General features: G+C 67.4%; 11 protein-coding genes. 3 read left to right on the top strand and 8 right to left on the bottom strand.

Translation table 11 applies throughout. From position 1 onward, the window contains the following. Window position 1: 1 nt before the first annotated feature. Window positions 2-550, bottom strand: coding sequence for a DoxX family protein (locus AC4D16_RS04115; protein ID WP_490948811.1), 549 nt, complete (start codon window positions 548-550; stop codon window positions 2-4). A 197-nt stretch (window positions 551-747) separates the two neighbouring features. Here AC4D16_RS04115 and AC4D16_RS04110 point away from each other — a divergent pair, with 197 nt between their 5' ends. Both AC4D16_RS04110 and rsrA read left to right on the top strand, forming a co-directional pair. After that, a complete protein-coding gene (locus AC4D16_RS04110; protein ID WP_490948812.1) occupies window positions 748-1566 on the top strand; it encodes a sigma-70 family RNA polymerase sigma factor in 819 nt (272 codons plus the stop codon). Further along, window positions 1563-1823 (top strand): mycothiol system anti-sigma-R factor, encoded by a 261-nt coding sequence (gene rsrA, locus AC4D16_RS04105; RefSeq protein ID WP_490948813.1) that lies wholly within the window; start codon window positions 1563-1565, stop codon window positions 1821-1823. The genes AC4D16_RS04110 and rsrA overlap by 4 nt, the downstream gene beginning before the upstream one ends. A 102-nt stretch (window positions 1824-1925) precedes the next feature. Here the strand turns inward: rsrA and AC4D16_RS04100 are convergent, their stop codons facing one another. Next, window positions 1926-2000 carry a 50S ribosomal protein bL37 gene (locus AC4D16_RS04100; protein ID WP_369299106.1) on the bottom strand — a complete coding sequence of 25 codons (75 nt, stop codon included), beginning with the start codon at window positions 1998-2000 and terminating at the stop codon, window positions 1926-1928. Window positions 2001-2155: 155 nt separating this feature from the next. Between AC4D16_RS04100 and AC4D16_RS04095 the strand changes: the two genes are divergently transcribed. Further along, window positions 2156-3121, top strand: coding sequence for a zinc-binding dehydrogenase (locus AC4D16_RS04095; protein ID WP_490954044.1), 966 nt, complete (start codon window positions 2156-2158; stop codon window positions 3119-3121). A gap of 120 nt (window positions 3122-3241) precedes the next feature. Here AC4D16_RS04095 and AC4D16_RS04090 read toward each other — a convergent pair whose 3' ends face one another. From AC4D16_RS04090 to AC4D16_RS04065, 6 genes are all read right to left on the bottom strand, one after another. After that, a complete protein-coding gene (locus AC4D16_RS04090; protein ID WP_490954043.1) occupies window positions 3242-5020 on the bottom strand; it encodes an ABC transporter ATP-binding protein in 1779 nt (592 codons plus the stop codon). Further along, on the bottom strand, window positions 5020-6054 hold the full coding sequence (locus AC4D16_RS04085) for an ABC transporter permease (RefSeq protein ID WP_490954042.1): 1035 nt from the start codon (window positions 6052-6054) through the stop codon (window positions 5020-5022). The genes AC4D16_RS04090 and AC4D16_RS04085 overlap by 1 nt, the downstream gene beginning before the upstream one ends. Window positions 6055-6063: 9 nt before the next feature. Then, window positions 6064-7596: an ABC transporter permease gene (locus AC4D16_RS04080; protein ID WP_490948817.1), complete on the bottom strand. Its 1533-nt coding sequence runs from the start codon at window positions 7594-7596 to the stop codon at window positions 6064-6066. 100 nt (window positions 7597-7696) lie between these two features. Beyond that, a complete protein-coding gene (locus tag AC4D16_RS04075) occupies window positions 7697-9481 on the bottom strand; it encodes an ABC transporter family substrate-binding protein (protein WP_490948818.1) in 1785 nt (594 codons plus the stop codon). A 293-nt stretch (window positions 9482-9774) separates the two neighbouring features. After that, entirely contained in the window at window positions 9775-10374 is a 600-nt protein-coding gene (locus AC4D16_RS04070) for a GDSL-type esterase/lipase family protein (protein WP_490954041.1), read from the bottom strand. Window positions 10375-10487: 113 nt separating this feature from the next. Beyond that, a complete protein-coding gene (locus tag AC4D16_RS04065; RefSeq protein ID WP_490954040.1) occupies window positions 10488-14315 on the bottom strand; it encodes a multifunctional oxoglutarate decarboxylase/oxoglutarate dehydrogenase thiamine pyrophosphate-binding subunit/dihydrolipoyllysine-residue succinyltransferase subunit in 3828 nt (1275 codons plus the stop codon). Window positions 14316-14436 lie beyond the last annotated feature (121 nt).

The raw sequence follows: 14436 nt of genomic DNA, 5'->3' as shown, positions 1-14436 counted from the left end.
GTCAGGAACCGACGACGTCGGCGGCGGTCTTGCGCACGGCCTTGTCGGCCTTCTTCAGCTTCTTCTTCGCGTCCCTGCCGAGCCCGGTGGCGTTGCGCCGCGCGTCGATGGCGAGGTGCTCGGCGCGCCAGGCGATCCCGGGACGGCCGTTCGTGTCCACGGCGGCCAGCAGGACGGCACCGATCAGCGAGAGGTTCTTGAGCAGTGTGGTGCGGCGCTGCTTCTTCCCCTCCGGTGTCGTGGCGTCCGCCGAGCGGTAGTCCACGAGCGTGTTGACGGTGGCGGTCACGGTCAGGAGCAGGGCCGCGACGCGCGAGAAGCGTCCGATGCCGAGCAGGAGCGCTGCTCCCACCTGGGTGGCGCCGAGCACCTGACCCACGAGCTTCTCGTTGTTCGTGACGGCGGCCGCGGAGGGGATCACCCTGGTCACCCCCGCGAGCACGGGCTTCAGCTGGGGAGCGGTGGCGCCGGCGTTCCGGAGTCGGTCCACCCCGGAGAACACGAAACTGCTGGCGATCAGGGGTCGGGCTACTACGCGGACAAGGGTCACTACTGCCTCCTGGTGGTCGGCGCTCTGCGCCGGACGTCAATGAAGTCGATGGATACGAAGCACGCTGAGTCTAGTTTCACACGTGGCGGGTGCGCACGCCGTCGGCGGACCGCTGATCGGTGGTGGTCGGCGGGGAGGAATAAGGGGTAGGGGAGTGCGGTTGAACCCTGCATGACACACGACCACGAGGACCGCACATGACGGGCGTGAGTACGGCGCACCCCCGGGTGGTGACGGAGTCCGCGGACTTCCAGCTGTCGACGTCGGTGCGACGTCCGGCGTCCCCGGCCGTGCGGCGACCGGGCCGCGTAGACTTCAGCACGATGAATACAACAGCCCCCTCAGGCAGCGCGCAGGCCGAAGACGCAGATCTCGACGTCTCGACGGAGTCGGAGGCGGACCGCAAGGCTCGCTTCGAGCGTGACGCCATGCAGTACGTCGACCAGCTGTACTCGGCCGCCATGCGCATGGCCAGGAACCCGAGCGACGCCGAGGACCTGGTGCAGGAGGCGTACACGAAGGCGTTCTCCGCCTTCCACCAGTACCGGCCGGGCACCAACCTGAAGGCATGGCTGTACCGGATCCTGACGAACACGTACATCAACCTCTACCGCAAGCGTCAGCGTGAGCCCCTGCAGTCCCACTCGGACACCATCGAGGACTGGCAGCTCGCGAAGGCCGCGGAGCACACCTCCAGCGGGCTCAAGTCCGCCGAGGCGGAGGCACTGGACCACCTGCCGGATTCCGACGTGAAGAGCGCACTGCAGGCGATCCCCGAGGAGTTCAGGTTGGCCGTCTACTTCTCGGACGTCGAGGGCTTCGCCTACAAGGAGATCTCGGAAATCATGAACACCCCGATCGGGACGGTGATGTCCCGTCTGCACCGCGGCCGCAAGCTGCTGCGCGAGCTCCTGGCGGAGTACGCGTACGAGCGCGGACTGGGTCCGGCGGCCGCGGAGGCGCGGGCCAGGGCACAGGTGTCGGCAGGATCGGCAGAGAAGGAGATGACCACATGAGTGACTGCGAAAGCATGGGCGACTGCGCCGACACGAGGATCGAGAGGCTCTACGAGTACCTCGACGGTGCGCTCTCGCACCAGGACCTCGTCGACATCAAGAACCACCTGGACGGCTGCCCCCAGTGCGCCGACGAACATGACCTCGAGTGCGTGATCCGCTCGGTGGTGAAGCGCTCCTGCACCGAAGTGGCGCCCTCGACCCTGAAGGCGAGCATCCTCGATCGGATCAGCCAGCTGAAGACGGTGGATCACTGACCCGTCAATTCCCCACGGAATCCTGACCCCGATCACGACGAAGCCCCCGGCACCTTAAGGTGCCGGGGGCTTCGTCGTCGGTGGTGCAGTCAACGCCTGGTGTCAGGTGTTGGGGCGCTTACCGTGGTTGGCGCCTCCGCGCTTGCGGTCGCGACGCTTGCGTGCTCGCTTGCTCATGGCAGCCTCCTTCTTGATCAGGCACTGTAGACGTGCAGAACTGACCCAAGTCTCCCATACGGTCGGGAGGCCACCTAAACAGCCGGGCTGCGGGCCCCGCCCCGACGAGGGCCAAGCCTAGGATGGGGACACCCGCCGTCAGCGAAGGAGCTCGAATGCGTGCCGTGTACGCCGCCAGTCAATCAGCGGAAGATCCGCTCGCCGGTCTGACGATCGGCGATCTCGCCGTCCCTGCCCCCCGCGACGGCGACGTCCGCGTCAGGGTCATGGCCTCCAGCCTCAACCACCACGACCTGTGGTCGCTCAAGGGCGTGGGGCTTCCTGCCGAGCGGCTCCCGATGATCCTCGGGTGCGACGCGGCGGGGATCGACGACGACGGCAACGAGGTCATCGTCCACGGCGTGATCTCGAGCGCCGACTGGCGTGGCGACGAGACCCTCGACCCGCGGCGGTCCCTGCTCTCCGAACGGAGCCCGGGCACCATGGCCGACCACGTCTGGGTGCCCGAGCGGAATCTCGTGCCCAAGCCGGCGGAACTCAGCTTCGAGGAAGCGGCGTGCCTGCCCACCGCCTGGCTCACCGCCTACCGCATGCTGTTCACGGTGTCGCCCGCGGCGCCCGGCTCCACCGTCCTGGTCCAGGGGGCCGGCGGCGGCGTCGCGACCGCACTCATCGCCCTCGCCTCGGCCGCCGGGTTCCGCGTCTGGGCGACGAGCCGGAGCGAGGAGAAGCGGCAGCGCGCCCTCGACCTCGGGGCGCACGAGGTGTTCGTGACGAACGCCCGCCTGCCCGAGCGCGTCGACGTCGTGTTCGAGAGCGTGGGGGAGGCGACGTGGGCGCACTCGATGAAGTCCCTTGTCCAGGGAGGGACCATCGTCACCTGCGGTGCGACGACCGGCCCCGCACCCTCCGCTGACCTCAACCGCCTGTTCTTCCTGCAGCTGCGGGTCCTGGGATCCACGATGGGCACGCGTGAGGAGCTCGTCCGCCTGACGCGCTTCCTCGTGGCGACGGGGGTGCGGCCGGTGATCGACAGCATCCTCCCGTTCGACGAGGCAGCGACCGGCTTCGCGCGGATGCTGGAGGGCGACGTCGTCGGGAAGATCGTCCTCCGCCACTGACCGAGGCGATCCCGGCGTCGCCCGTCGCCGGACCAGAGAGGGAGCTCTCCGTCGCCGGAGGGCTCCCTTCGTCGTCGCGCGTGGCCGGCCTGTGCTTCCCGCCGACATGGTCCTGTGCGCCTAGTCGGTGACTCCCGCGGCGAGGATCGCCGAGCGCTGCTCGCGGCGCCTCGACTGCTCACCCGGATCCGGCACGGGGGCGGCCGCGAGGAGCCTCCGCGTGTACGGGTCACGGGGGTACTTGAGGATCTGCTCGGTGGTCCCCAGCTCGACGAGGCTCCCCTTGTTGAGCACGGCGATATGGCTGGCGAGCAGTTCGACGACCGCGAGGTCGTGGCTGACGAACAGGCATGCGAAGCCGCGCTCACGCTGCAGGTCCTGCAGCAGGTCCAGGACCTTCGCCTGCACAGAGACGTCGAGGGCCGACGTCGGTTCGTCGGCGACCAGCAGATCCGGCTGGAGGGACAGCGCGCGGGCGATCCCCACGCGCTGGCGCTGCCCGCCCGAGAGCTCGTGGGGGTACCGGTTGCGGAACGCGACCGGCAGCTGGACGTCCTCGAGGAGCGAGGCGACCCGCGTGTCGAGCTCCTTGCGGCCCAGCTTCTCGTGCAGCAGGAGAGGCTCACCGATGCTGTCGCCGATGGAGAGCCTCGGGTTCAGTGATGCGGCCGGGTCCTGGAACACGATGGCGAACTTCTTCCGCAGCGGCAGCAGCTGCCGGGCGCTGAGCTTCGTGATGTCGGTCCCGCCGATGCTCACGCGGCCACCGGCGGTGCCGATGAGCCCCGTGACGGCACGCGCGATGGTCGACTTGCCGGAGCCGGATTCCCCGACGAGCCCCAGGACCTCCCCGGGATTGATGGTGAACGAGACACCGTTGACGGCCTTGAACGGCGGCTGGCGGAATCGGCCCGGGTACTCGATGTCGACGTCCTGCAGTTCCAGCGCGGGAACCACGCCGGCTGCCGTGTGCGTCTCGCGGGACCGCAGCGCCTGCTCCGCGTACTCCTCGTGGATGCTGATGTGCCCGTCCACGACCTCGACGTCGGTGAGCACCCCGCCCACTTTCGAGCCCAGGTGGGGTACGGCGCCGAGCAGTTGGCGCGTGTAGGCCTCGGCAGGAGCAGAGAACAGCTGAGCCGTGGGAGCCGCCTCGACGATCCGCCCCTTCTCCATGACGATCACGTGATCGGCCAGATCCGCGACCACGCCCATGTCGTGCGTGATGAGCAGCACCGCGCTGTTCAGCCGCTTGTTGAGCTTCCGCAGCAGGTCGAGGACCTCGGCCTGCACCGTCACGTCGAGGGCCGTGGTGGGCTCGTCGGCGATGAGCAGCATCGGATCGTTGGAGAGCGCGATCGCGATCATGGCGCGCTGGCGCTGCCCACCGGAGAACTGGTGCGGGAAGGAGTCGTAGCGGCGTTCCGGTTCGGGGATCTCCACCATCCGCAGGAGCTCGATGGCACGCTGCTTCGCCTGCGCGGGTGAGAGCTCCGTGTGCTGTTCCACGGCCTCGCGGATCTGCTCACCGACGGTCAGCACGGGATTCAGTGCCGTCATCGGCTCCTGGAAGATCATGGCGATCTCCTTGCCGCGGACCTTCCGCAGCGTGCCCTGCGAGGCGCCGATGAGTTCCGTGCCGCGCATCGTCGCACTGCCCGTGGAGCGACCGTTGCGGGGGAGCAGGCCGAGCAGGGCCATGGAGCTCATGCTCTTGCCGGAGCCCGATTCGCCCACGATCGCGAGGATCTCGCCGGGGTGGATCTCGTAGGAGACCTCCTCGGCGGCCATGACCCACTCGTTGTCGACGTTGAACTCCACGCCGAGGTTCTTCACGGCGAGGATCGCGCCGGTGCCGACCGGCTGCTGCTCGTCGGAGATGACGACCGAATGTGCCATTACTGCTTCACCCTTGTCTGCTTGGGGTCGAAGGCGTCGCGCAGGCCGTCACCGATGAAGTTGACGGCGAGAGCGATACCGATGATGAACGCGCCGGGCCAGAGGAACAGCCAGGGGCGCACGGTGAGTGCGGAACGGTTGTCGTTGATGGCCTTCCCGAGCGAGGTGTCCGGAGCGACGACGCCCAGGCCGAGATAGCTCAGCGCGGTCTCGAGCAGGATCGCGCTCGAGATGGCGAGTGTGGTGGACACGATGATGACGCCGACCGTGTTGGGCAGGATGTGCCTGAAGATGATGCGGAACGAACTGGCGCCCACCGATTTCGCCGACTCCACGAACTCCTTCTCGCGCAGGGACAGGAACTCACCGCGCACGAGCCGCGCGAGACTGGTCCAGGTCACGGCCCCGAGGAAGAGCGCGAACGGTATGACGCCCGCCTTCGCGACGATTCCTGCGACGGCCGCCGCGATCACGACGGTCGGGATGGTGATGACGACGTCCGTGATGCGCATGAGGAAGGCCTCGGTCCACCCCCGGAAGTACCCGGCGACGGCGCCGACGGCCGTACCGATGACCATGGCCACGAGCCCGACGATGAACGCGATGATGAGCGAGGTCTGGGTGCCGCGCATGGTCAGGGCGAAGTAATCACGACCGAGGACGTCCTGACCGAAGGGGTGCTCGCCGAGGCTGAACGGCCAGAGGGTGAGCGTCGGACGGCCCTCGTTGAAACGGTCCGCGAGGACGTCGTACTCCTTGTTCCACCACCCGGGAATGCCCGCGAAGCCGATGGAGCTGAAGGCCAGCAGGACGATCACGGCCAGCAGCCCGATGCCGGCGAGAGCACCCTTGTGGCGGAGGAAGCGCTCCCGGATGAGGCGTCCCTGGCTCTTGGCCTCCGTGGTTCGGATCTGGTCCGTCTGCAGGAGCGTGGGCGTAGCCGTCGCGATGTCGGTGTCCTGGCTCTGCAGTGTCAGCTCGGACAGTTCGACCGAGGGCCTGGCGTCGTCCTGCGGGTTCTGATGTTTGCTCATGGGAGTGTCCTAGCTCAGGGTGATGCGCGGGTCGAGGAACGCGTAGGCGATGTCGGCCAGCATGTTGAACAGCACGGCTGCGGTACCGACCACGAGGAAGAATCCCATGACGGGTCCGGGATCCACGTTGGCGATCCCGTCGACGAACATCTTGCCCATGCCGTTCCAGCCGAACACCTGCTCCGTGATCACGGCGCCGCCGAGGATGCCGGCGAAGTCGAAGGCCATCAGCGTGGTGATCGGGATCATGGCGTTACGGAAGGCGTGCTTGACGAGGACCGTGCGCTCGCTCAGCCCCTTGGCCCGTGCCGTGCGGATGTAGTCCTGGTTCATGACGTCCAACTGGCTGGCTCTCGTGTACCGCGTGTACAGCGCGAAGGAGATCAGCGTCAGCGCGATGGTCGGCAGGATGAGGTGCAGCGCGTAGTCGAGGTTGATCTCCCAGAACGTGCCCTCGAGGTTCGCGGACTGCGAGCCGGTGGTCGGGATGGGCCGCCCGCCGGATTTCGCCGACAGCGTCGGGTACGCCTGGAGGAGTCGGTCGACCAGGATCATCAGGGTCATGGACACGGCGATCAGGGCACCGATCTTCGCGGCCTGCGCCCTGAAGGGTCCGGCGACGATGCCGGCGACCACATATGCGACCACCGCGAGCACCACGACGAATCCCAGGATGAGCAGCCAGTTCGGCGACTCGAGCAGCGGGATCGAGACGAGGTAGCCGATGAAGGCGACCGCTCCCGCAGCGAGGGCGGCGTGCAGGACGCGACGGCGCCGGAATCCGGCCAGCAGTGCGGTCCAGAGCACGGCGATGCCTGCTGCGGAGATCAGCATGCCCACGACTCCGAACCCTGGATCGACGAACCAGCCCGTGACGAGGAGCAGGTAGAGCGCGAGCGCGGTGGCAACAGCGGCGACCCCGAACGTGATGAGTCTCCGACGCCGGTCGCCCCCGACGATCACCGCCCAGATGACGCCGGCGACCACCCCGACCAGCGCGATCGTCAGATACGACGCCTGCGGATTCGACAGCCAGGTGTTCAGGTCGATTGCGAGGTACTGCTTGAGGAGCGTCGAGAGCCAGAACAGCGGCAGGGAGAACAGCAGGAAGGAGATGAAGGTCACGGAGTAGTCGAAGGCGCTGTACTGCCGGATGGCGGTGACGATGCCCACGACGACGCCCAGAACCAGAGCGAGCACCGTGGCGACCACGACGAGTCGCAGGGTCGAGCCGATGGCGTTCTCGAGTTGCGGGAGGATGGCCGCTCCGGAACGGTCCTGGCCTAGGGTGCAACTCACGCCACCGGGAACGAGGCAGTGGCCGACGTCCTGCAGCCACAGGAAGTAGCGGGGGATCGGGGGGACGTCGAGGTTCATGGCGGCCCGACGTGCCGCCTCGGTTGCTGCTCTTTCCGGGCCGCTCTGTTCACCCAGATCCTCCATCGGGTCGCCCGAGGAGATGGTGAGGAAGTACATCAGCGTTGTGGCCGCGAGCATGATGAAGAACGAGATGAACGTCCGTTTGGCGATGAAGTAGAACACGGGGAGCTCCTAGGAGGCGTGCAGATGATGGTCGGAGCCGGGCACAGGGACGGGCAGGCCCGAGGGCCTGCCCGTCCTCATGCGGTTCCGGCTGGGACGATCAGTTCTGCTTCGTCCAGCGGTAGGCATTCCAGGTGATACCGGTCTGCGTCGGGTTCAGTTCGACGCCCTCGAGCTTCGAGGAGTAACCGATGATGTCCGCGTTCGAGTAGAGCACCACGTTGTACTGGGTCTCCGCGAGACGCTGCTCGAGTTCCGTCTTGAGCGGGACGACCTGCTCGGCGTCGGTGCTCGTGGCGATCTCCGTCCACAGGCGATCGACCTCCGCGTCGCTGTAGCCGCCGAAGTTCTGCTCACCGTCGGTCACGTAGATCGACTGACCTGAGGCGACCAGTCCGGAGCCGGACCAGCCGAAGATGACCGCGTCCCAGGTGCCGGGCTGGGAGAGCTTGGCGCTCCACTCTGCCTCGGGCTGGGGAGTGATCTCGAAGCCGGCCTGGTCGCAGGAATCCTTGATGAGTGCAACCTGATCGGCGCGCAGCTGGCTCGTCGAGGCGAACATCAGCGAGACGCTGACAGGCTCGGTCTTGCCGGCCTCTGCGAGGAGGGTCTTGGCGCGCTCGATGTCGGCAACGCCGTCGCCCTGGGCAGCCGGAGCGCCCTCGAGAACGGTTTCGTAGTCGGTCTGCGAGGTCTGGTACTCGTGCAGGTTCAACACGGAGCCGGACGGATCGATCGGCGTCACGAACTTGTCGACCATGTCGGCGCGCGGCATGCAGGCGGCGAAGGCCTGGCGGACCTTGACGTCCTCGAAGACCGCGCCGGGGCGCTGGTCGAGGTCCACGTGGGAGAACGTGAGCGACTGCCCGGTGTCCACGGTGACGGTCTCGCCGATCTGCTCGAGAGCAGCCTTGGTGTCGACCGTGGGGCTGGAGGGATCGATGACGTCGACGTCGCCGTTCTGCAGAGCCTGGACGGCTTCCTCGTCGACGATCGTCTTGAAGACGATCATGTCGGTCTGGCCGGCGCGGTCCTCGCCCCAGTACTGGTCGTTCTTGACGAGCGTCAGGGTGCCGTTCGTGGCGTTGTCCAGCTTGTAGGGACCGGAGGAGGGGAGGATCGCGGTGTCGGGGAGCGTGGGCAGGTCGACCTCGTAGTTCCAGCCCGTGTTCCAGAATTCCGCCACCGGGGTCAGTGCCGCGATGTCCTTCGCCTTGATGGCCTCGACCAGTTCGGCACCGTCACCCTCGACGGACATGCCGCCCTGCTCCGCGGCGATGTGCGCTGGCATGAAGACACCCGTGGTGAAGAGGGCTTCCCAGTCCGCATAGGGCTCGCTGAAGACGACCTCGAACTCCTTGTCGCCCGGCTCACCCTCGATCATCTCCATCTGGGCGAAGCCGTTGGTGGACGCAGCCAGGAACAGATCCGCCTCGGCGCCGGTCTCGGCGTCGGTGACGCCGCTCGGGTGCGTGCCGGAGGACGCGGCCCACGTGAGCAGCGCGTCGTCGTAGTCGATCGGCACGCCATCGGACCACACGGCATCTTCGTTGATGGTGTAGCTGATGGTCAGGGGATCGTCACTCGTCTTCTCGAAGGTCCCGAAATCCGTGTTCTGCTCGAGCTCCGCAGTGGGACTGTACGAGACGAAGGAACTCGACGTGAGGTTGTCCACGTAGGTGTTGTAGACGGCGTTGGTCGCGGCGGTGTTGCCGTTGTAGCCGGTGGGCGCCTGGCTGATGGCGATGTTGATGGTCGTGGCCAGGTTCTCCTCGGCACCTTCCGATGCCGGGGTCTCGGCGGTGCCGCCCGCTGATCCACAGGCGCTCAGCAGGAGAGCTCCGATGGACAGTGCGGCGAGCGTCGTAGCGCGCTTATTACGCATTGGATAGTCCTTACTCTGCTTGGTGCGAGGGACGCAGGGCGGCCCCTCGAGGCGGATTGCGGCAGTGACGGCAATCACACGGGGAAAGCATAGCGAACAAAAGTTGCCCCGGATACTCAGTGAGGAAGTGATAACCCAGTCGTTACCTCAGCGAAACATCAGGGCCCTGAAAACCCGCGAACGCCCCGGGACCAGTAGGGTCTCGGGGCGTTCTGGAGGTTCTCGGCGCGTTCGCGGGAAGTCACCCAGGGCCGCGAGGGCGGCCTCGGACGTGCCAGATGATGGACCTGCGGCTACTCGGGCGTCGGCAGGTCCAGCCACTGGAACCAGCCGCGGTGCAGCACGAGCCATGCCACGAGGCCATGACCCGCCTGGCCGGGTGCCCCGCCGTTGGCCGCGAGATCGTGTCGCCACTGCTCGTGCGCGAGGAGCGGCGTGAAGGTGTCCACGAAGACGTGCTTGCGGCGCGTGGTGACGTCGCCGAACGCGGCGGAGAGATCGGCGAGGCGGCGGTTCCGCTCCGCGTCCAGGCCCGGCGGGGGCCCGACGACGAGCACGCGCACGCTCATCTGCGCGGCGCCGTCGAGGATGTTCGCGAGATTCAGTCGACTCCGGGCGGTGGAGAGCTCGAGGTCCAGATCCCGGTCGGAGAGACCGATGACGAGGCGGTTCTCGTGGCCGTCCGCGAAGCGTCGTCCCACCTCCTGCAGCCACCTGTTGGCCAGGGCCTCCGTGCCCTCGCCGGGAGCCGCGAGACTGTAGGCCTCGACCGGTACGCCGTCGGGCCGCGTCCGGGCCATCACACGCCCGAACCATCCGAGAGCACGGGGGTCACCGAGCCCTGCGAGGAGTTCGTCGCCCACTGCTGCTAATCGGATTCTGCGTTGTTCCACGGGTCCCTCGGTGTGCTGGTCGGTGCGCTGAGACGCGACGGGTACGGGCTGCGTTCGCGCCCTTAAAGACGATGGGTGGGGCCGCTGGCCCCACCCATCATCATACTGACGGCTTACTGCTGGCGACCGAAGGCCTTCTTGATGAGGAGTTCCTGCTCGATCGCGTGGTTCTTCGCGGACCCCGTGGCCGTCGCTGCCGAAGCCGGCCGGCTGGCGAGACGCACGGGCCGGTCGAGTTCCTGCGGCAGGTTCAGCCCGATGAACGGCCAAGGCCCCTGGTTCGCGGGCTCGTCCTGCGCCCAGACGACCTCCGCGTTGGGGTACTGCCGCAGCGCAGACGTGATCTCGTCGACGGGCAGCGGATAGAGCTGCTCCACCCGGACGATCGCCGTCCGCTCGTCGTCCAGCTTCTGCCTGGACGCGAGGAGGTCGTAGTACAGGCGACCGGACACCAGGATCACGCGTTCGACGTCCTTCACCGGCGTCCCGAGCGTGTCCGTGATGACGGGGCGGAACGTGCCCTCCGTGAACTCCTCGACGGGGCTCGCCGCTCCCTTGAGCCTCAGCAGCTGCTTCGGCGTGAAGACGACCAGCGGCTTCCGCGGACGCGTGTAGGCGTGCCGGCGCAGGAGGTGGAAGTGCGACGCCGCCGAGCTGGGGTTCGCCACGACCATGTTCTGCTCGGCGCACATCTGCAGGAAGCGCTCGATCCGGGCCGAGGAGTGGTCGGGGCCCTGACCCTCGTAGCCGTGGGGCAGCATGAGCACGAGCGAGGACCGCTGGCCCCACTTCTGCTCGGCCGAGCTGATGAACTCGTCGATGATGGTCTGCGCGCCGTTGACGAAGTCGCCGAACTGCGCCTCCCAGATCACGAGGGCGTCCGGGCGTTCCACTGAGTAGCCGTACTCGAAGCCCATGGCCGCGTATTCGCTGAGCAGCGAGTCGTAGACCCAGAACTTCGCCTGGTCCTCGCTGAGATCGTCCAGGGGTAGCCATTCGTGGCCGGTCGCGCGGTCGTGGAACACCGCGTGGCGCTGAACGAAGGTCCCGCGGCGGGAGTCCTGGCCCGCGAGCCGCACGGGCACGCCCTCCATGAGCAGCGAGCCGAAGGCCACGATCTCGCCGAAGCCCCAGTCGATGCCGCCCTCGCGGGACATCTGCTCGCGCTTGTCGAGCAGTGCCTTCAGCTTCGGGTGGACCGTGAAGCCGTCCGGGATCGCGGTGTGCGCCGCACCGATGTGCGCGAGGGTCTCCGCGCTGACGGCGGTCCTCGGTGCGTCACCTTCGGCACCGTCGGCCTGCTGGGCGAGGGGCCGCTCGAGGTCCGAGACGGCCTGGGGATCCTTCGTGATGACGGGGATCGGCGAGGTCTGTGCGGCATGGGTCTCTGCGAACACGCGCTCGAGGCGCTCCTGGTAGTCACGCAGCGCCTGCTCGGCCTCCTCCTGCGTGATGTCGCCGCGCCCGATCAGCGCCTCGGTGTAGAGCTTCCGGACGGAACGCTTGGCCTCGATGAGGTTGTACATCATGGGCTGCGTCATCGAGGGGTCGTCGCCCTCGTTGTGCCCGCGGCGGCGGTAGCAGACCATGTCGATGACGACGTCCTTGCTGAACCGCTGGCGGAACTGGTACGCCATCTGCGCGACGCGCACCACGGCCTCGGGGTCGTCGCCGTTCACGTGGAAGATCGGCGCCTGGACCATCTTCGCGACGTCCGTCGAGTACACGGAGGAGCGCGAGGACGTGGGGCTCGTGGTGAAGCCCACCTGATTGTTCACGATCACGTGGATGGTGCCGCCGGTGCGGTACCCGCGCAGCTGCGACAGGTTGAGGGTCTCGGCCACGACACCCTGACCCGCGAATGCGGCGTCGCCGTGGATGAGGATCGGCAGCACGGGAAAGCTGTCGCCCTGGTCGAGGAGGTCCTGCTTGGCGCGGACGATGCCCTCGAGCACGGGGTCCACGGCCTCGAGGTGGGACGGGTTCGCCGCGAGGTAGACCTTCGTCTGGTTGCCGGCGTCGGACGTGAACGTTCCCTCGGTGCCGAGGTGGTACTTCACGTCACCCGAGCCCTGCACCGAGCGGGGGTCCTGGGTGCCCTCGAACTCGCGGAACACCTGCGCGTAGGTCTTACCGGCGATGTTCGTGAGGACGTTGAGGCGGCCGCGGTGGGCCATGCCGATCGCCACTTCGTCCAGACCGTCGTCGGCCGCTCCGGAGATGACGGCGTCGAGCAGCGGGATCAGGGATTCGCCGCCCTCGAGGGAGAAGCGCTTCTGACCCACGAACTTCGTCTGGAGGAACGTCTCGAAGGCCTCGGCCGAGTTCAGCTTGTGCAGGATGCGCAACTGCTCCTCGCGGCCCGGCTTGGAGTACGGGTGCTCCAGCTCGTCCTGGAACCACTGGCGCTCCACCGGGTCCTGCAGATGCATGTACTCGATGCCCGTGGTGCGGCAGTAGGCATCACGGAGGACTCCGAGCATGTCGCGGAACTTGAGCATCTGCTTGCCGCCGAAGCCGCCCGTGGGCCATTCGCGGTCGAGGTCCCACAGGGTGAGGCCGTGCGTGCGGATGTCGAGGTCCGCGTGCTTGCGCTGCACGTACTCGAGCGGGTTGGTGTCCGCCATGAGGTGACCGCGGACGCGGTAGGCGTGGATGAGCTGCTGGATCCGGGCGACCTTGTTGATCTGGTCCACCGGGTCCACCTGGATGTCGGCGCTCCAGCGGACGGGCTCGTAGGGGATGCGGAGGGATTCGAAGATCTCGTCGTAGAAGCCCTGCTCGCCGAGGAGCAGCTGGTGGATGATCCGCAGGAACTCGCCGCTGCCCGCACCCTGGATGACCCGGTGGTCGTAGGTGGAGGTCAGCGTGATGGTCTTGCTGATGGCGTTCTTCGCGAGGGTCTTCTCGCTCGATCCCTGGAACTCGGCGGGGTACTCGAGGGCGCCGGCGCCGATGATGCAGGCCTGGCCCTTGGAGAGGCGGGGGACGGAGTGCACCGTGCCGATGCCGCCCGGGTTGGTGAGGGAGACCGTGGTCCCGGCGTAGTCGTCGGCGCCGAGCTTGCCGGCGCGCGCCTTCTTCACCAGGTCCTCGTAGGCGTGCCAGAACTCCGAGAAGTTCATGGTCTCGGCCTTCTTGATGTTCGGCACCACGAGGGAGCGGGTGCCGTCCGGCTTCGGCATGTCGATGGCGAGGCCGAAGTTGACGTGCGCGGGCTGAACGGCCGAGGGCTTGCCGTCGATGACGTCGTAGTACACGTTCTGCGACGGGAACTGGGCGAGTGCGCGGATGATCGCGTACCCGATGAGGTGCGTGAAGGAGACCTTGCCGCCGCGGGCGCGCGCCAGGTTGCTGTTGATGACCACGCGGTTGTCGATCAGGAGTTTGGCGGGGATGGCGCGGACGCTCGTCGCCGTGGGGACGCTGAGGCTCGCCTCCATGTTCGTGGCGATCGCCTTCGCGGGACCGCGCAGCACGTTGACCTTGTTCTCGTCCATCTCGGCGTTCCTGGCCGAGGCGGGGAGCTGGGCCGGGATGGGCTTGCCGGCCGGCTTGTCCTCACGGGAGGTCTCGGGCTTCTTCGCGGCTTCCTCGGCGGGTTCCTTCGCGACGGGTGGCTTGCCGCTCTGCTGTGTGCTGGCCGGGCTCTCGCCCGAGGCCTTCGGCGCGGGCGCCTCCGCCTTCACGACGGGCAGTTCACGCGTGGTCGGATGGGCCGTCGGGGACGGCGCCTGGGGGGCTGGGGCCTCGGCGGGCTTGGCCGCGGCGTGGCGTCCGTTCTCCCCGGTGGAGTTCTCCGCGTCGAAGGAGTCGAAGAGATCCCACCATTTGCGGTCGACCGACTGCCTGTCCTCGCGGAACTGCTCGTACAGCTCGTCAACAAGCCACTCGTTTCCGCCGAACTCTTCAGGTAGACGGTGGCTGGTCTGTTCTGGCACTTGGTATACGCCTCTTCCGTAAGTTGCCCTGAGCGCGGTGGGTCGGCAGGCATCGCAACGACGCGACCAGACCTCTGTCAAGTGTAGTGACAGGGGTGACCAACAGGCCAATCAGCCGGGC

The organism is Arthrobacter sp. TJ-236, assembly GCF_058269235.1.
Note: the sequence above shows the minus strand (reverse complement) of the source record. Positions and strands in the feature narration are given on the sequence as shown.

Coding starts and splice junctions, on each gene's coding strand:
- AC4D16_RS04110 (WP_490948812.1), top strand. CDS start 748: ATGACGGGCGTGAGTACGGCGCACCCCCGGGTGGTGACGGAGTCCGCG.
- rsrA (WP_490948813.1), top strand. CDS start 1,563: ATGAGTGACTGCGAAAGCATGGGCGACTGCGCCGACACGAGGATCGAG.
- AC4D16_RS04095 (WP_490954044.1), top strand. CDS start 2,156: ATGCGTGCCGTGTACGCCGCCAGTCAATCAGCGGAAGATCCGCTCGCC.
- AC4D16_RS04090 (WP_490954043.1), bottom strand. CDS start 5,020: ATGGCACATTCGGTCGTCATCTCCGACGAGCAGCAGCCGGTCGGCACC.
- AC4D16_RS04085 (WP_490954042.1), bottom strand. CDS start 6,054: ATGAGCAAACATCAGAACCCGCAGGACGACGCCAGGCCCTCGGTCGAA.
- AC4D16_RS04075 (WP_490948818.1), bottom strand. CDS start 9,481: ATGCGTAATAAGCGCGCTACGACGCTCGCCGCACTGTCCATCGGAGCT.